Source organism: Nocardioides sp. zg-1230 (genome assembly GCF_013155335.1).
GTDB lineage: Bacteria > Actinomycetota > Actinomycetes > Propionibacteriales > Nocardioidaceae > Nocardioides.
On record NZ_JABJQZ010000004.1, the window covers coordinates 507,248 to 524,519 of the forward strand.

At 71.4% G+C, this 17,272-nt stretch carries 16 protein-coding genes; 5 read left to right on the plus strand and 11 right to left on the minus strand.

Features of this window, described 5'->3' with window-relative positions; all coding sequences use genetic code 11:
* The 3 genes from HOO61_RS14325 to HOO61_RS14335 all read right to left on the minus strand — a co-directional run bounded on the left by HOO61_RS14325 (nucleotide 1) and on the right by HOO61_RS14335 (nucleotide 2,542).
* Complete coding sequence (locus tag HOO61_RS14325; RefSeq protein WP_172259495.1) at nucleotides 1–459, minus strand: hypothetical protein; 459 nt, start codon at nucleotides 457–459, stop codon at nucleotides 1–3.
* Entirely contained in the window at nucleotides 456–1,904 is a 1,449-nt protein-coding gene (locus HOO61_RS14330) for an APC family permease (protein WP_367650184.1), read from the minus strand. Before HOO61_RS14330 ends, HOO61_RS14325 begins: the two co-directional genes overlap by 4 nt.
* A 137-nt stretch (nucleotides 1,905–2,041) precedes the next feature.
* On the minus strand, nucleotides 2,042–2,542 hold the full coding sequence (locus tag HOO61_RS14335; protein ID WP_216658903.1) for an LURP-one-related/scramblase family protein: 501 nt from the start codon (nucleotides 2,540–2,542) through the stop codon (nucleotides 2,042–2,044).
* A 137-nt stretch (nucleotides 2,543–2,679) separates the two neighbouring features.
* Here HOO61_RS14335 and HOO61_RS14340 point away from each other — a divergent pair, with 137 nt between their 5' ends.
* Complete coding sequence (locus tag HOO61_RS14340; protein WP_172259497.1) at nucleotides 2,680–2,847, plus strand: hypothetical protein; 168 nt, start codon at nucleotides 2,680–2,682, stop codon at nucleotides 2,845–2,847.
* A gap of 38 nt (nucleotides 2,848–2,885) precedes the next feature.
* Here HOO61_RS14340 and HOO61_RS14345 read toward each other — a convergent pair whose 3' ends face one another.
* Genes HOO61_RS14345 through HOO61_RS14360 form a run of 4 tightly spaced genes read right to left on the minus strand, consistent with a single transcriptional unit; the run spans nucleotide 2,886 to nucleotide 6,887 of the window.
* Nucleotides 2,886–3,962 carry an AI-2E family transporter gene (locus HOO61_RS14345; protein WP_172259499.1) on the minus strand — a complete coding sequence of 359 codons (1,077 nt, stop codon included), beginning with the start codon at nucleotides 3,960–3,962 and terminating at the stop codon, nucleotides 2,886–2,888.
* Nucleotides 3,959–6,022: a phage holin family protein gene (locus HOO61_RS14350; RefSeq protein WP_172259501.1), complete on the minus strand. Its 2,064-nt coding sequence runs from the start codon at nucleotides 6,020–6,022 to the stop codon at nucleotides 3,959–3,961. The genes HOO61_RS14345 and HOO61_RS14350 overlap by 4 nt, the downstream gene beginning before the upstream one ends.
* 38 nt (nucleotides 6,023–6,060) lie before the next feature.
* Nucleotides 6,061–6,441: an SHOCT domain-containing protein gene (locus tag HOO61_RS14355; RefSeq protein ID WP_172259503.1), complete on the minus strand. Its 381-nt coding sequence runs from the start codon at nucleotides 6,439–6,441 to the stop codon at nucleotides 6,061–6,063.
* Between the two features lie 11 nt (nucleotides 6,442–6,452).
* Nucleotides 6,453–6,887: a hypothetical protein gene (locus HOO61_RS14360; protein WP_172259505.1), complete on the minus strand. Its 435-nt coding sequence runs from the start codon at nucleotides 6,885–6,887 to the stop codon at nucleotides 6,453–6,455.
* Between the two features lie 114 nt (nucleotides 6,888–7,001).
* Between HOO61_RS14360 and HOO61_RS14365 the strand changes: the two genes are divergently transcribed.
* Complete coding sequence (locus HOO61_RS14365; protein WP_172259507.1) at nucleotides 7,002–7,469, plus strand: hypothetical protein; 468 nt, start codon at nucleotides 7,002–7,004, stop codon at nucleotides 7,467–7,469.
* Here HOO61_RS14365 and HOO61_RS24930 read toward each other — a convergent pair.
* Together HOO61_RS24930 and HOO61_RS14375 are read right to left on the minus strand one after the other, a co-directional pair.
* Entirely contained in the window at nucleotides 7,466–8,794 is a 1,329-nt protein-coding gene (locus tag HOO61_RS24930) for a LuxR C-terminal-related transcriptional regulator (RefSeq protein WP_172259509.1), read from the minus strand. The genes HOO61_RS14365 and HOO61_RS24930 overlap by 4 nt on opposite strands.
* A gap of 209 nt (nucleotides 8,795–9,003) precedes the next feature.
* Nucleotides 9,004–11,214 carry a LuxR C-terminal-related transcriptional regulator gene (locus tag HOO61_RS14375; protein WP_172259511.1) on the minus strand — a complete coding sequence of 737 codons (2,211 nt, stop codon included), beginning with the start codon at nucleotides 11,212–11,214 and terminating at the stop codon, nucleotides 9,004–9,006.
* A gap of 162 nt (nucleotides 11,215–11,376) precedes the next feature.
* Between HOO61_RS14375 and HOO61_RS14380 the strand changes: the two genes are divergently transcribed.
* Nucleotides 11,377–12,594, plus strand: a complete 1,218-nt coding sequence (locus tag HOO61_RS14380; RefSeq protein WP_172259513.1) for an MFS transporter — start codon at nucleotides 11,377–11,379, stop codon at nucleotides 12,592–12,594.
* Here the strand turns inward: HOO61_RS14380 and HOO61_RS14385 are convergent.
* Complete coding sequence (locus tag HOO61_RS14385; protein ID WP_172259515.1) at nucleotides 12,591–12,815, minus strand: hypothetical protein; 225 nt, start codon at nucleotides 12,813–12,815, stop codon at nucleotides 12,591–12,593. The genes HOO61_RS14380 and HOO61_RS14385 overlap by 4 nt on opposite strands.
* Nucleotides 12,816–12,934: 119 nt before the next feature.
* Here HOO61_RS14385 and HOO61_RS14390 point away from each other — a divergent pair, with 119 nt between their 5' ends.
* A complete protein-coding gene (locus tag HOO61_RS14390; protein ID WP_172259517.1) occupies nucleotides 12,935–14,281 on the plus strand; it encodes a hypothetical protein in 1,347 nt (448 codons plus the stop codon).
* 8 nt (nucleotides 14,282–14,289) lie between these two features.
* On the opposite strand, the gene HOO61_RS14395 is transcribed toward HOO61_RS14390, so the two are convergent.
* Nucleotides 14,290–15,606: a phage holin family protein gene (locus tag HOO61_RS14395; RefSeq protein ID WP_172259519.1), complete on the minus strand. Its 1,317-nt coding sequence runs from the start codon at nucleotides 15,604–15,606 to the stop codon at nucleotides 14,290–14,292.
* Between the two features lie 211 nt (nucleotides 15,607–15,817).
* On the opposite strand from HOO61_RS14395, the gene cls reads away from it, so the two are divergent.
* On the plus strand, nucleotides 15,818–17,269 hold the full coding sequence (cls, locus tag HOO61_RS14400) for a cardiolipin synthase (protein ID WP_172259521.1): 1,452 nt from the start codon (nucleotides 15,818–15,820) through the stop codon (nucleotides 17,267–17,269).
* Nucleotides 17,270–17,272: the final 3 nt, after the last annotated feature.

Below are 17,272 nucleotides of genomic sequence, written 5' to 3' on the forward strand. Positions count from 1 at the left end.
TCACGAACCCGCCACGCCGTCGGTCTTGAGGTCGTCGACGAACTCCCGGAAGTCCTCCAGCTCGTCGGGGCAGTAGATCTCGATGATGAGCAACTGGCCCCGGAAGACCCGGCTGTCGGCGATCACGGGCCGCGCGCCCGGGCCGCTCGCCCCGTTCGAGAGCTGCGCCAGCAGGACGGACCGGCTCAGAGCGTCGTTCGGGTCCTCGCAGGTGGCCCCGCCGTCGTCGCCCAGGACGCGGGCCACCACGTCCCGGTCGGGGGTCCGCGCCCCAGCGTCCTCGAGCGCGGCGATGAGCTCGTCGGCCTTCGTCAGGGCCCGCGCGGTCTCACGTCCCTCGGTGAAGGCGAGGACGCCCGCCAGGGCGAGCACGCCCAGCAGGACCAGGGCGGTGATGAAGATCCAGCTGCGCTCGCGCGCGCTCTGCGTCTCGGTCGGGGTGCTGGCCGGCGTGCTCATGACGCGCTCACCTCCGTGGTCTCGGGCTGCTTCCAGGACGGCTTGCGCAGCTTGTAGAAGATGAACGGGACCAGGAGCCCGAGCCCCAGGGCGCCGCCGCCCACGATGGCGAAGTACAGGCCCGCGTTGCCGCTGGCGAACTGCGACGGCGGGATGAAGCCGACGAGCAGGGCGGCCAGCGAGGCCGCGAAGCCGATGCCGCACATCCCGACCAGCATGGGCGCGCGGTAGCCGCGCGGGTGGTCAGGGTCCTTCCGTCGCAGCTGGATCGCGGCCACGAACATCAGCAGGTACATGATGAGGTAGACCTGCGTGGTGATCACCGAGAAGACCCAGTAGGCGCTGGAGACGTCGGGGATCAGCGCGTAGGCCAGGCCGATCACCGTCGTGACGAGACCCTGGACGACCAGGATGTTCTGCTGCACGCCGTTCTTGTTGAGCTTCTGCAGGAACGGCGGCAGGTAGCCCTCCTGACGGGAGATCAGCAGCAGGCCCTTCGAGGGGCCTGCGAGCCAGGTCAGCATGCCGCCGAGCGAGGCGGCGACCAGCATGATGCCCACGATCGGGGTCAGCCACTGCCAGCCGAAGTTCGCGAAGACGGCATCGAAGGCCTGCATCACGCCGGCCGTCAAGGACAGCTCCTCGGCAGGAACGATCCAGCTGATCGCCAACGCCGGCAGGATGAAGATCATCAGGACCAGCCCCATGGCCAGGAACATCGACCGCGGGAACTCCTTGGCAGGGTCCTTCAGCGACGACACGTGGACCGCGTTCATCTCCATGCCGGAGTAGGACAGGAAGTTGTTGACGATCAGCACGAGGCTCGACAGGCCCGCCCACACCGGGAAGATGTTGTCGGAGGTCATCGGTGCGGCGGACTCGTTGCCCTGTCCGAGGAAGACCACGCCGAGCAGGACCAGGACGACCCCGGGGATCAGGGTGCCGATGATCAGGCCGCCGCTGGCCAGGCCGGCCACGCCCTTGGTGCCGCGTGAGGACACCCACACGCCCGACCAGTAGACGACGATGATGACGGCGGCCGTCCACACCCCGCTGCTGGCCAGCTCGGGGTTGAAGACGTACGCGAGCGTGCTGGCCACGAAACCGAGCAGGCTCGGGTAGTAGAAGATCGTCATCGCGAACTGGCACCACACGGCCAGGAAGCCCATCGGCTTGGAGATCCCCTCCGACACCCACTTGTAGATGCCGCCCTCCCAGCCGGACGCCAGCTCGGCCGACACCAACGACGTCGGCAGCAGGAAGACGAGCGCAGGGAGGAGGTAGAGGAAGACGCACGCGAGGCCGTACACGGCCATGGTCGGCGCCGCGCGCAGGCTGGCCACCGAGCTCGTGGTCATCATGGCCAGGGCCACCCACGAGATCCAGTTGACGGCAGGCGCCGGAGCGCGTGCCGCTGCGCCTGCCACCGCGTCCGCGGCGCTCACGTCGGCACCCGGATCGGGTCTGTTCTCTCCACACGGGTCATCCCCATCACACCCTCCAGCCGAACGAGTCAGTGCCAGGACATCGACGCTAGTCAGGGCGCTGCAGGGCGCGGATCATCCGCGGCGGGTGACTGTCGTCAGTCGCGTGCCATCGCGTCGACGCACACCGTGATGGCGAGGATGAGGGCGACGTCCTGGCCCTGGGCGAGCTGGACGCCGTAGGTGTCGCGCACCCGGAACCACTTCTTCGAGATCTTCGCGACCGTCTCGCCGTCCCGCTCGATCTCGTACTCGTGGTCGACGATGTTGCCGTGGGCCTTGAAGTCGTCGCCGCCCTCCACCTCGATGACGTAGTGGTCACGGATGCCGAGGAGTCGCTTGTGCACCTTGGCCGTCGTGTCGCCGCGCTCGATGGTCATCGTGTCGCGGACGGCGAGCTTCTTCTCCTGGACCTTGACCAGCTCCTCGCCGCTCGCGTCCTCCAGGACGAAGGTGTCGCGCCACCTCACGGCCTTGCCGTTGACCTTGAAGAGGCGGTGGCCCTGGTCGTCCTCGATCCAGAAGTCGTCACCGACCGACATCAGCTTCTCGCGCATCTGGAACCTGGGGCCGTCGAGGTCCCGGTCGCGAAATCCCATCGTTCCTCCCTCGTCGTGCTCCGTGCCTGCCATGGTCGTGAGCGCGCACCCGAGGTGGCGTCACCCCCGCTGGGTGATCCGACGGCGCGGCACGGCGACGACCATGGCGCGGAGATCGACAGGCGAGGAGCTTTCCGATGAGCACGACCGTCGCAGTCCCCTGGGTGCCGGTGGCCGCAGTTGCCGCAGGGTTGGTGGCGTACGTCGTCGCGACCCGCGCGGTCCCTGCCGTGGTGCGGGCGGCCTTCCGCGAGCTCGACTACCGCGCGAGCGACCTGGGGTCCTTGATCGGGCGACGCTCCTGAGCCGACGCCCACGGCGCGGGGCCGCGCAGGGGTCGGCCTCACGTCGGGGTGCCGGCCTCCTCGTCCCGCGCCCCGTCGCCGTCCAGGCGCACCGTGCCCGGCTCACCGCTGATGAGCGGCAGCCGCCAGCGTCCGTCGGGGTCGGCCTCCACCAGCAGCGACCGGACCAGCAGGCTCATGGGCACGGCTAGGAGTGCGCCGAGCGGTCCCAGCACCCAGGTCCAGAACACGAGCGACAGGAAGGTCAGGCTGGTCGAGAGCCCGACGGCGTCACCGACGAAGCGGGGCTGGATGAAGGACTGGATCACCACGTTGATGACCGAGTAGAGGACGATCACGGCGAGCATGAGCGAGGGGCCACCCTCCAGCAGCCCGATCAACGCGGGCGGGATGACGCCGATGACGAAGCCGATGTTGGGGATGAAGTTCGTGACGAACGCCAGCACCCCCCAGATGAAGGCGCCCGGGATCCCCATGAGGTAGAGGACCGCGGCGTCGATGACGGCGACGATGAGGCCGAAGACCGCGGAGACCCCGAAGTAGCTGCGGGTGCCGCGGGCGAAGTTGCCGAGGCTGTCCACGAGCAGGGGGCGGTGCACGCGGGCCCCGTCGGCCAGCGCGCCGGTCCTGGCGGCGTCGAAGGAGAAGAACACCAGCAGCGTCACGATCAGCACGAGGCCCGAGACCAGCGACAGCACGCTCCCGAGCACCGACGTGACGAGGTCCACCACCCGCTGCGGGTCGAGCGCCTTCGCCATCGCATCGGTCTGCTCCGTACCGACTCCCATCGACTCGAGCGCGGCCCCGAGGTCGGCGACCAGCTCGTCGGCGTCGGACGCGTAGCTCGGGACGAGCGTGGCCAGCCGGCCGATCGCGACGACGACAGCGAGGGCCAGCGACACCAGCAGCAGCACGGCGGCGACGAGCAGGCACGTCGACGCTGCCCAGCGGGGCAGGCGCCTCTCGAGCCCGCGGCGCATCGGGTGGAACAGGATCGTGAGCAGCAGGGCCAGCATCACGGGAGCGACGATGTCCTGGGTGGCCCTGACGCCGGCCAGGACCACCACGGCGGCGGCCGTGCCCACCAGCAGGACGGTGGTGCGAGGGATGGTCACGACGGGATCCTCTGCAGCTCGGTCCGGTGTCCCAGGGCGACCAGCATCGCGACCAGGTGCCGGTGCAGGTCGTCGCCGCCGACGATCGGGCGGTCGGGTGCGAACAGGTGCGTGGGCGCCATGACGAACGCCCGGTCCTGCCACCCGCCGAGACCACCGTGACACCCGACCAGGGGCTCGAAGGCCGCCACGTCCATCGTGACCGGGTCGAAGGAGCTGTTGACGTACAGCTCCGGCGCGCGGGGCATGAGGGTCGCGGCCTCGAGCATCGCCGGAGCATGGGCACCGAAAGCGGCGAGCGGGTCCGTGCCCTCGACGGCGCCGGTCGAGAGGTCGCGACGTCCGTCCCGGCCCAGGACGACGGGACCGGTCGCGCTCAGCGCGCTGACGAAGCCCACGCCGGGATGGGCGAGCAGCCCCGGCACGAGGCCGGGCCAGCGGTCCTCCAGCTCTTCGAGCAGCAGCCGGCGCGGGCCCGGGACGTGCACCAGTCCGAGGTTCCCGCTGGCCAGGACGACGAGCTCGGCATCCTCGGCGTCGGACCCCTCGGGCTTGAGCTTGCCGTCGACGCGCTTGGCGGCCGCGTCCGTGACGGCGGCGGTGTGCGTCCCGCCGATGTCCTCGAGGACGGAGTCGACGCGTCCCCAACCCTCGATGCTGCCCTCCACGCCCGCGGTCCGCGACTGGGTGAGGGACCTGCACAGGTCGCTCAGGTCAGTCCCGTAGCGCGAGGCGAACGGCTCGCCCTGGGACTGACCGTGGTCGCTGAGGAGCACGAAGTGGTAGGTGCGGGGAGCGCGCTCGGCCACCGCCTCGAGCACGGCAAGCACCCGGTCGAGCGCGGTGAGGGAGGCGACCGTCTCGAGGCGCGTGGCTCCGGCATGGTGGGCGATCTCGTCGTAGTCGACGTAGTCGACGTAGATGCTGCGGGTTCCGCGCATCATCTCCTCGGCCACCACGGTGGTGTTGAGGTCGCGCAGCAGCCCGTTGCTGAACGCACGCAGGCCGGCGAACGTCCACGAGCGGTGGACCCGCGGGTGCACTCCCAGGCGTCGCTGGCGCAGCGCCTGGACCCGCTCGCGCCCGATCTCGGCGACGGTCCGCGAGACGCTGCGCACCAGCCCGTCCGGGCGGATCACGAAGCGTGCGAAGACCTGTCGGGTGCGTCGTGACCCGCGCGTCACCTCGAGCCGGCTCATGGTCATGCAGGCCCTCTCGGCGTCCCCGGTGAACAGGTTCGACACCGACACGCCGCCGTCGGCCAGGAGGCCGTGGCCCGTGGTGGCCCGCGACTCGATGACCGAGGCATCGGCGGGGCGGTTGGCCACCAGGACCCGGCCGAGGTCGCGGTCGTACCAGCGGAAGGCCGGTACGCCGTCCGCGCTGCCCTGCAGGATCGCCTGCTGGCTGGCAGGTGTCGTGCAGGGCATCTGGACGGTCCACTCGTGCACCGTGTGGCTGCCGGTGTCCAGCCACCGCCGGGGGGTCGTCATCGTCCCGGACTGGACCACCCACTGCATGACGGGGAAGGAGACCCCGTCCAGCTGCACGAAGACGACGCCGTCCACCTCGGGGTCCGGGACGGCGCCGGGCTTGAGGCGGACCAGGCTGGCGGTCATCGACTCGTCGGTGCCCGCGCTCGCGAGCCACGCGAGCAACGTCGAGATCGCGGCCGTGAGCCACGCGGTCGCCACGGCGGTCCAGAAGGAGTCGAACGACGCGCCGGGGACGATCGTGATGGCCGCCTGCATCACGAGGGCCTGCCCGAAGACCGCGACCGCCGCCACGGCGATCCACCCGATCGCGCCGGCGACCATCGCGAGGACGGGACGCACCACCATTCCCACGAGCCCGCCGACCGCGGCGGTCACCGCCAGCGGCCACCACGAGGTGACGGTGAAGCCGGGCAGCAGCTCGGCGGTCAGGAGGAGGGAGAGGAAGGTCAGGACACCGGTGCCGAGCAACCGGACGACGTCGGAGCCCCGGATGGTGAGGGCGAACCGCCGGTGGTCCGGTGCGTCCGCGGTGTCGGACGGGGCGGCCGGGCTGGAGGACGTCACTCGACTGCTCCTGTCGACGTCGCGGTCGAGGCGTCCGCTCAGGCCAGGACCTTCGCCTTGGCCTGGTCGTACTCGGCGGTGGAGAGGACCCCGCTGTCACGCAGCTCGGCCAGGCGTTGCAGCTCCTCCGAGACCTGCGGTGCGGCCGGTCGCTGCGCCCCGTACATCTCCATCCGGGCCATCGCCGCCTCGCGGTTGCGCTTGTTCATCGAGTCGCCTCGCGCGATGAGGTACACGAGGGCTCCGAGCCACGGGACCAGGATGATGAAGATGCTCCACAGCGCCTTCATGCCACCGCCCAGCGTGTCGTCGCGGAAGATGTCGATGAGGATGTGGACGAGGAGCGTGATCCAGGCCAGCAGGATGGTGAACCAGAAGATCGAGACCATGACGTCCCAGAATCCGAAGTCCTCAGACATGTTCCACCTACTCAGTAGTCGCCGAGCGACCGGCGGTCGCCATGGGCCGTGACGGCATAGATCACCAGGACGTTGACGGTGATCATGATGAGCGACCACAGGGGGTAGGCCGCCATGAAGACGAGGTTGGCGATCGAGCTCAGGACCGCGAGCACGATGGCCACGATCCGCGCCCACATCGCGCCACGGAGGAGCGCACCGCCCGCTGCGGCGACGAGGATCCCGAGGACCAGGTGGGTCCAGCCCCACGTGCTGTAGTCGACGGTCACGACGAGGTCGTTCTCGCCGACCAGGTAGTAGTCCTCGTCGAAGATGCCGACGAGGCCGGCGATCGCGTGGAAGCACCCGAGGATGAACATCAGGGTGCTGGCGAACATGATCCAGCCCGACCAGCCGTCGTCCGAGTACGGGCGGTCCTGCTCCCTCACCGGGGTCGGTGTCGACATCAGCGTGCCTCCCTGTCGTCGTGCTCGTGCTCCCAGCATGGAGACAGCGACGGGGCAGGGCCTCACCCACCGAGGGTGACGCGAGGGACCCCGCTGGCAGCGCACCGTGTCGTGATGGTGCATCACGAGTCGGCCGAAGAGGCGCAGGCATTCGAGTACGACGTCCAGCTGACGTGTGAGCCGGACGAGTCGCTCCGTGAGCGCTATCCCCACATGAGGGTGCGGAGCACGGAGGCGCAGACCGCCCTGCGCCGGCGGGTGGAGAGTCCCGAGGAGCTGAACGCGTTGCTCGTCGAGATCAGCACCGTGGGCCTGACACTGACCGACGTCCACCGCGTCGCAGGCGCGGCGGATGCGCCGCGCGAGGCGGGGGTCTACGAGGTGCGGGTGGTCGGCGAGCTGGGAGGGCCCCTGCTGCGCTACCTCAAGTGCACGCACTACTCGGTGCAGAGGCAGACGATCGTGCGGCTCACCCTCGGTGCGGGAGAGCTCCACCGGTTCCTGCAGGCGTGCGCGGAGTCCGGTGCGCGTCTGGAACGCGTGCGACGCGTGGGCGCCCCGGTGCTGGCCGGCTCGCGCTAGCAGAGGTCGAGCGCCCGCCCACGGCGTACGGCGTCCACCCGCCGGTTGACGCCCAGCTTGCCGAAGATGCCCTTGAGGTGGGTCTTGACCGTGTTGGTGGACACGTAGAGGGCCGCGGCGATCTCCTCGGTCGAGTTCATCTGCGCCAGCAGCTGGAGGACCTGGCCCTCGCGCTCGGTGAGCAGGGAGGGAGGCAGCTGGTCGCCGTCCACGCTGGCGGGCGCGGCGACGGCGACGGATGCCGGTCGCCAGGGCCCGTCGTCGTCACCGGGGCAGGTGGCCAGGAAGTCGCGGTGCCTGCGCAGCAGGCCGGTGTCGCGCTCGACGGCCCGGCGCAGCCACCCCCAGTCCCGCATCACCGCGCGGCGCATCCCCTCGCTCGTGGCCGAGCGGAGGGCTCGGTCGGCCAGCAGGCGTGCCCGTTGGTCCCGACGCTGGTCCTCGGCCATGCCCGCCTCGAGCAGCCACGCCTCGATCTGCAGGGCGAGGGGAGCGTGGTCGAGGTCGGTCACCGCCCGGCTGAGGACGGCCAGCGCCCCGCGCACGTCCCCGATCGTCCGCCGCGCCAGCGCCGCCATGACCATCGCCTCGACGACCGCGTGTCGGGGAACGGGGGTGAGCAGCGCCATGGCCCGGTCCGGCTCTCCCGACGCGATCAACGCCTCGGCCCGCACGACCGTCAGCAGCTCGGCGAGCCAGTCCGTGGACCTGGCCGCCGGGACTGCCGGCTCGCGAGCGGCCAGGAGACGGATCGCGGCCTCGGGCGTCCCCAGGGCGATCGCCAGCTTCGCCTCGAGCAGCACGTGGCTCGTCGCCAGCCACGGGTCCCGCCCGCGCACGACGTCCTCCAGGGAGTCGAGGCGGAGCCGGGCACCAGGGAAGTCGGCCCGCTCGAGGGCTACCCATGCCTCGGCCAGGAGGGCGTGGGCGTGGCCGGAGCCTCCGTGGGGGTCGGGGGGACCGGTGCGCACCTGTTCGGCATGACGTTCGGCCCGCCGGAGGTCGCCCTGCAGGGCCTCGACGTGGGCAAGTGGACCCACGAACCTGCTGCGCGTCTCGGCCGGGGCGCCGTCCGCCCCGCGGGAGAGCACGGCGGCCACCTCACCGCGGCCGGCGTCCTCGAGGCGCGTGGCGGTGAGGTGGGTCTTGAGGAGCTCGCTGAGCTCGGTGAGGCTGGACGGGACCGCCACGGGCCCGGGGAGCGGGGCGTCGGCCGGTGCGTCGATCGTCCCAGGCGCGGGGATCACGCGGGGTTCGCCCCAGGTTCCGTCCGCCCGGATCTCGACGAGGGCCCAGCCCCAGGTGGGCGGGCTCTGCTCGTGCACGCGTGCTCGCGGCTGCGGCACGGTGGGCGCCGCGACGTGCTGGGTTCGCGGGGGCCTGCGGAGGGGGGCGGGCCGGGCCGGAGGATGGTGTGACATGTCGGGACCACCTGTTCACATGACAGAAACGTCACATGACATTGAGGCACCCCGCAGGGTGAGGCGGGATCACCCATCGCGTGATCTCACCCGGGTGAGGCTGGGCATCACACCTAGATCAGCGACCGGCGGCGCGCCAGGCTCACCGCTTCGGTCCTCGAGTGTGCGCCGAGCTTGCGGTAGGCCGCCCGCGCATGCGTCTTGACGGTGTTCGGGGACAGGTAGAGCGCGCCGGCGATCTCGTGGAGGCTCAGCGAACCCTGCAGCATCCGGAGGACGTCGACCTCGCGGTCGGTGAGAGGCTCGCCGGCCAGCTCGGTCGCGGCGTCGGCCTGGATCAGGTGTCGTACGGCGTCAGCCCGCGCGTGCATGGCCGTCATCCCCTCGCCGAAGCGGCTCATCCGATGGGTGAGCTCGGTCAGCAGGTCGCGCGCGAGGGCGGTGTGTCCCAGCCGGGCTGCAATGCGGGCGCTGATCAGGAGGTGGTGGATCGGTCCCCACACCGCCTGCGCGTTGTCGAGGCGGCGGGTCGCGAGACCGAGCTCCAGCGTGCGCATGGCCTCGTCGGACTTCCCCGCATCGGCCTGGGCCAGCGCGAGCGCGACGTAGGCCCACGAGGCCTGGGGAGTGGTTCCCAGTCCTCGGCTGTCGAGCACGTTGATCGCTCGCTCCGCCCACTCGCGTCCCCGTGCGGTGTTGCCGCGCTCGCACTCCGCGAAGCAGGCGAGCGACAGCGCCAGGATGCGGAGCAGGCCGGGCGCGCCGTCGCCCCGGATCGCTGCCTGGAGGTGCGGGACGGCCTGGTCGAGCTCGCCCTGCAGGTAGTGGGCGTGGCCGAGCGTGGCCTGGGCGATGACGTACTGGGCCGACCGGCCGTTCGTCTCGAGCTCCGCCGCACGTCGCGCCGCGGCCATCATGTCGAGGGGCCCACCGAAGCCGAAGAGGGCACGCATCTGGGCCGTGGCGGACTCGATCGAGCGGGAGCCGTCCGGCAACGGACCGTAGTCCTCCAGGCCCTCGAGGGCGTGCAGGTGCCCCGCCATCGTCTGCTCGTCACCGACGAGGCCCGCCAGCCAGGCCGCCGTCGCCTGCGCCGGCGGACCGCCGTCGCCGAGACCGACGTCCTCGAGCCACCCCTGGACAGTGGCGCCCTGACCCGCGTCCATGAAGCGCAACCAGTTGGCCTGGACGAGCTCGGCCGCGTCCTGCCTCCTTCCCGCGGCGAGCAGGTGCGTGATCGCCTCCGGGACGAGGCTCCGCGCGGAGAACCACTCGGCAGCCCGGGCGTGGAGGCCCTCGAGGTGCTCGGGCTGTCGCGCCAGCTCCAGCTCGCTCCGGGCGACGGCTGCGAAGAGCTGGTGGAACCGGAACCACCTGCGCTCCCCGTCCAGTGGCACCAGGAACAGGTTCCCGCGCTCGAGGTCGTGGAGGATCGTGGTGCTGTCGCTGCGTCCCAGCGCGTGATCGCACAGGGAGGCCGAGAACCGCTCGAGCACGGAGGCCTCCAGGATGAAGTCCCGCAACCGCTCCGGCTGCCGGCTGAGCACCTCCTCCGTGAGGTAGTCACCGATGAACCGGTTGCTCCCGCTGAAGCGGTGCACGAACTCGTCGGTATCAGGCCGGCCGGCCAGCGAGAGCGCGGCCAGGTAGAGGGCCGCCGGCCAGCCCTCCGTCCGCTCGACCAGCTCCGCGAGGGTGGGGTCGGACAGCGCCACGCCCGTGCGGTCGAACATCTCGCGCGCCTCTGGGACCGTGAAGGCGAGATCGTCGGCCCGGAGCTCAGCCAGGTCGCGGGACACGCGCAGTCGACCCAGCCTGAGTCCGGGGTCGGACCGGCTGATGATCACCAGGTGCACGTTGTCCGGCAGGCTCTGCACGAGCAGCTCGACCTCCTCGTGGCGTGCCGGCGACCGGACGACGTGGAAGTCGTCGAGGACGAGCACCAGCTCCTCCGGCATGGCTCCGAGGGCCGCGACGATGGTCGTCAGCAGGGTCTGGGGGGCCTCGGCCAGCCGGCCGAGCACCCGCCCGGCTTCGGCGGCCGGCAGCGCGCACCCCGCCCGTTCGAGCGCCGCGGCCACGTGGCTCCAGAGCCGCACGGGGTCGTCGTCCCCTGCGTCGAGGGAGACCCAGGCGGAGGCGGGGCACTGCTCCGTGAGGAGTGCCTGGGCGACGACGGTGGTCTTGCCGTACCCGGCGGGGGCGGCCACCAGGGTGACAGGGTGGCGGATCGCGTGGAGCATGGCGTCCAGCAGACGCGGCCGGTCGACCCAGCTCGCGCGCGCCGACGGGGCATGGAGCTTGGCCTCCGACAGGTGGCTCATCGAGGGGAGGGCAGCACCATGGGGAAGCGAATCCGGCCTCACAGGGTTCACCAGTCGGCCTCCCGTCCGCCCGTGTACGAGTCGGAGCATACGCCGCTCGACCGCCGGCCGTCGGGACCCGGGACCGATGCCCGCCCGGGGTTCACGTTGGCGGCCGCCTGCGTGGGGAACGCCGTGGAGTGGTACGACTTCGCGATCTACGGGGCGCTGGGCGTGGTGCTTGCCCAGCTGTTCCTGCCCGCCAGTGACCCGGACACGGTCCTCCTCGCGGCCTTCGCCCTGTACGCCACGGCCTTCCTGGTCCGTCCGTTGGGAGCGGTCGTCTTCGGGAGGCGGGCGGACGCGAGGGGACGCAGGGGAGTGTTCACCAGCACGCTGTTGCTCATGAGCCTGGCCACGGCGGCCGTGGGGTTGCTGCCCGTGTACGCCGCGATCGGCCTCGTGGCGCCCGTGGCGCTCCTGGTGCTGCGCGGGACGCAGGGGCTTGCAGCCGGCGGTGAGCTCGGACTGGCCGCCGTCTTCATCGTCGAGTCGGCCCCCGCGGGTCGCCGCGGGGCGTTCGCCGCGTGGCACACCGCCACCCTGGCCCTCGGCCTCGCCGCCGGTCTGGGTGTCGGTGGGCTGGTCCAGCTGCTCCCCGACGACCAGGTGACGGCCGGCTGGTGGCGGGCGCCGTTCCTGCTCGCGCTTCCCCTGGGCATGGTGGGCGTCCTCCTCCGCCGACGGGGGCTGGAGTCGCCCCTGTTCCTGCACGCCCGGAGCACGGCCGCGCGGCAGCCCGCTCCCGTCCGGGTCGTGTGGTCGGACCACCGCCGAGGTGCCCTCACCGGGTTCGCCGTGATCGCGGCCGGCTCGCTGGCCTTCAACATGTTCTTCGTCTACCTGCCCAACCACCTGGTGGCGACCCGCGACTGGGCTGCCCCCGAAGCCCTGCTCGCCTCGGTCATCGGTCTGGCGGCCGCCGCTGTGTCGGCGCTCGTCCTCGGTCGGCTCTCCGATCGACTCGGGCGTCGTCCGGTCGTCATGGGCTCACTCGTGGGGCTGGTCGTGGGGTCCGGACCGGTGATGGCGCTGGCCCACACCGACGCCCTACCCGCCATCGTGCTCGCCGAGGTCCTGGTGGGGGTCGCCGTCGGTGGTGTGCTGTCGGTCTCGCTGCTGGCCGAGATGTTCCCCACCGCCGTTCGCGCCACCGGCCTGGGGCTCACCGCCGGGATGGCCACGGCCCTGGTCGGGGGCACCGCCCCGCTGGTGGGGCAGGTGGTCGAGACGGCGACCGGGCACGACTTCGCTCCTGCGGCGTACGTCGCCGGCGTCGCCGTCGTGGCGCTCGCGGCCCTGCGGGCGTGGCCGGAGACCGCCTTCGGCGACCTTCCCTAGTCGTTCTCGGGGGCCACGGGCGGCTCGCGGCGGACGTCGACCAGGGCGAAGCCCCCGCGACTGAGCGCGGCCAGCAGCCCGTGGAGCTCCGCCTCGTCCCCGAGCACCACGTGGATCGTGGATCCGCCGGGGTCCTTCGAGACGGTCGCGCCCTCGAAGTCGTCCAGGAGATCGGGCGGCACCTCGCCGACAGCGCGGATCTCGTAGACCGATCTCGACATGGCGCCCTCGATTCGTGGAGGTGGGGAACCGAATGGCCCCACCATGCCCACCCGGGTGCGCGGCCGCGTCACCCTCGGCGGGTGACGCCGACCGCCCGCGGTCCGTCGCACGGTGGGGCATGCCCGGTTCACAGACCTATGACACTCCGGAAGAGGCGGCTCAGGAGATCGAGCGCCTGCGCGCGGAGCTGGCGCGGTTGAGGAGCGCGCCGCCCGCGGCGCAGCCACCGGCCACGACCGAGCGCCGGGGCTGGTGGCGCCCGGTGGTCGCGGGTGTGCTGGTCGTGCTGGCCGCGCTGATCGCACCGCTGTCGGTCCTGGCCACGTGGTCCAACGGTCAGCTCCAGGACACCGACCGCTACCTCGCGACGGTGGGTCCGCTGGCCGAGGACCCTGCGGTCCAGGAGGCGATCGCGGCTCGCATCGAGCAGGTGATCTTCTCCTACCTCGACATCGACACTGCGGTCGACGAGGTCGTCGTCGCCCTCGAGGGCCAGGGCCTGCCGGACCGGGCCGCCGCGACACTGGGGTCGCTGTCCGGACCCCTCGCGACGGGCATCCGGGGCTTCGTCGAGGACCGCATCCTGGCCCTCGTGCAGTCCGACGTCTTCGAGCAGGCCTGGGTCGAGGCGAACCGCACGGCCCACACCGAGCTGGTCGCCGCGCTGAACGGTGAGACGGAGGGGGCGGTCGTCATCGACCGGGGCGAGGTCAGCGTGAACCTCGCGACGCTCATCAACACCGTCAAGGGCCAGCTGGTCGAGGCCGGGCTGGGGATCGCGGAGCGGATCCCCGAGGTCGACGCCTCCTTCGCCATCGTGCAGTCCGACGACCTGGCCACCGTGCAGAACCTGCTCGCGGTGCTCGACGACCTCAGCACGTGGCTGCCCGTGATCGGTCTGGCCCTGATCGGGATCGCGGTCGCGATCGCCCGCGACCGCCGCCGGATGCTCCTGGTCGCGGGCCTGGCCGTGGCCGCGTCGATGCTGCTGCTCGGAGCCACCCTCAACGTCATCCGGCCCTACTACCTCGACGCCCTGCCCGCGAGCAGCTCGGCGGCGGCCGCCGGTGCGGTCTACGACCAGGTCGTCTCCTTCATCCGGCTGGCCCTGCGCGGTGTGCTGGTGGTCGCGCTGACGGTGACCGTCGTGGCATGGCTGAGCTCGACGCACGGGTCCGGAGCCACCGCGCGCTCGGCGTTGACGCGGGGGGTGGACGGACTCCGCCGGGGTCGGTCCCGAGCCGGGATGGACACGGGCCGCCTGGGCGTCGCACTGGCGACCTACCGGACACCGGTCCGGGCGACCGTGGTCGCGGTGGCTGCGCTCCTCTACCTCGCGCAGGACCACCCCACGGGTGGGACCGCGCTGGCGTTCGTGCTGGTGGCCGCGCTCGTGCTGCTCGTCCTCGAGATGCTGGCCGCACGCCCCGAGCCGGCCCCGGCCGTGCCACCGGCGCAGGAGTAGGCGGGCGGTCACCCGTCGGCGTGGGTGCCGTTGCCGTTGCCGTTGCCGGCGGCCGGCCGGATCACCAGCTCCAGCAGGGTGCTGGCAACGGAGACCACCACCGCGCCGAGGACGGCGCTGGCCGGGCCGGCGATGTCCATGTTCGCGGTCAGGCCGGCCGTGAGAGCGAAGAGGGTGCCGTTGACGAGGAGCGCGGAGACGCCCATCCGCAGCCATGACTGGGAGCCGACGAGCCACTGCAGCACCGGGCCCACCATGGCGTTGACGAGTCCGAAGATCACGGAAACTGCGAGATAGGTACCCACCCCGCCGCTGACCTCGATGCCCGGGACGACCGCGGTCGCGATCCACACCGCTCCGGCCATGATCGACCAGTTCACGAGCCCGTGGCCGATGGCCAGCAGGTCGCCGCTCGTGAGGCCGCCCACCTCGCGGGCCTCAGCCGCCGGCTCGGCGGGCTCGCCCGCAGCCGGGTCGGTGAGCGCGAACCGGCGCCTGAGCTGGACGAGCCACGGGGCGTCGGAGGAGTCGAACTGGGCACCCATCACGGCACAGGCGATGAGGATGCCGGCAGCCGCCAGGAGCCAGCCGAGGAGGGTGATCGTGACCCCGAAGAGACCGAAGTCCTCGGTGGCGCGCGTCATCACGCCCGGCATGTAGATGGGCGTGCCGATCGCGAAGACGGTCATGCCGACGGCCGAGGCGCCTCCGGTGGCCAGGAGCCGCCGCCAGTGCACCTGCCGCTCGAGCATGAAGTACGGGATGCACGTCCAGAGCACGAGACCGACGGCGGCGGAGAGCGGGATCGTCCAGAGCAGCTCGAGCGGCAACCGGCTGGTGAGCTCGCGGAGCAGGAAGGAGAGGCAGGCCATCAGGGTGAACGCGATGAGCCCCAGGCCGGCGAAGAGCGTGCTGCGCACGCCACGCCGCTCCCGCCCCCACGCGGCCCGGTACATTGACTGCAGTCGGCGACTGAACGCCATCGCGGAGTAGAGCAGCAGCAACGCGCTGAACACCGACACGCTGCTGGACGCCCCGGCCGGGGTCAGGAAGAGCTGCGCCACTGCGTCGGCCGGGGCGCCGGTGAGGGCGAACCGGCGGATGATCGCGTGACTGATCACGTCCTCCTGGCCGGCCGGTGCGGCGGTGGCCACGACGATGAAGAGCGGGATCAGAGCGGTCAGCGCCTGGGCCGAGAGGACGATGCAGCGGTCGAACCCCTCCATGAGGGCGAAGCGCCGCACGGACTGCCCGAGGAAGGACGCGGCCACCCGGCGCGAGAGGGCGCTGACCTCGTCGGAGCGCTCCTCCGGCAGCAGACGCATCAGACGATGCTCGGGGCGTGCCGGTGCGCGTGTCGTCATCCGATGTGGGTGAACCAGCGGCTGCGCCCGCGAGGCGGCAACGGCTCACACGTAAGGGGTGATACGCCCGCGCCGCTCGCACCCGACACTCGACCGAGGCGGTGCGGAGCGTGAGGCTGATGGCGAGGTGGGTGCAGATGATCCGACACCACCGGCTCGTGGGAGCCCGGTGATGGACCGCCTCCTGGTGCTCCTGGGCGCCGGCCTCGTGCTCCTCGACTACGTGGTCAAGTTCCTGGCGATCGGGGTGCTGCCGAGCAACCGCAAGCCCTCGTCGGCCATGGCGTGGTTGATCCTGATCCTGATCGTGCCGCTGGCGGGCTTCCTCGTCTTCCTGGTCCTGGGCCGCACCAGCCCCGGCCGGGGAAGGCTGGCGCGGCAGCGCGAGGCGGACGCGGCGATCCGTGCCGCCACGGAGGGCCTGCCCGCGTCCACGGTCTCCGCGCCGGCGTACCTGCCCTCGATGGCGACCCTGAACTACAACCTCGGCTCGCTGCCCCTGCAAGGAGGGAACCAGGTCGACCTGATCCCGGGCTACCACGACGCCATCGCGGCGATGACCGCCGAGGTGGCCGCGGCCGAGACGTCTGTCGAGGTCGAGTACTACATCGCCGCCTGGGACGAGGTGACCGCTCCGTTCTTCGAGGCGCTGGTCGAGGCCACCGAGCGAGGCGCGCGGGTGCGGCTCCTCGTCGACCACCTGGGGTCGAGGGGCATTCCGGGCTACGCCGAGTTCGTGAAGCGCCTGGACGCCTCACGCATCCAGTGGCGGCCGATGCTCCCGGTCCGTCCCCTCAAGGGCGAGTTCCAGCGCCCGGACCTTCGCAACCACCGCAAGATCCTCGTGGTCGACGGCCGCGTGGCCTTCATGGGATCGCAGAACCTCATCGAGCCGGGCTACAACAAGCCGAAGAACCACGCCGCGGGACGCAAGTGGGTCGAGCTGGTCGCGCGCGTCGACGGGCCGGCGGTCAGCGCCCTCCGGGCGGTGTTCGCCAAGGACTGGTTCACCGAGACCCACGAACGCCTGGGAGAGGAGTTCTCCGCCTCGACCCCGCGGACCCACGCCGCAGGCGTGACGGCGCAGGTCCTGCCCAGCGGTCCCGGCTACGTCACGGAGAACAACCTGCGGCTGTTCACCGCCCTGATCTACTCCGCGCAGTCGCGCGTCTCGTTGACGAGCCCCTACTTCGTCCCCGACGAGCCTCTGCTGTACGCCGTCACGACCGCGGCACGACGGGGTGTGGAGGTGGAGCTCTTCGTGAGCGAGGAGGGCGACCAGTTCATGGTCTACCACGCTCAGTGCTCCTACTACGAGGCGCTGCTCGAGGCCGGCGTGCGCATCCATCTCTACCCTGCCCCGGCCGTGCTCCACTCCAAGCACTTCTCCATCGATGACGACGTCGCGGTCATCGGCTCCAGCAACATGGACATGCGCTCCTTCGCGCTGAACCACGAGGTGTCGATGATGCTCACCGGCGCGGACGTCGTCGCACGATTCCGCAAGGTCGAGGACGACTACCGCGCGCTGTCACGCGAGCTGACGCTCGAGGAGTGGCAGCAGCGCTCGCACTGGCAGCGATACCTCGACAACACGATGCGGCTCACCGCCGCGCTGCAGTGAGGA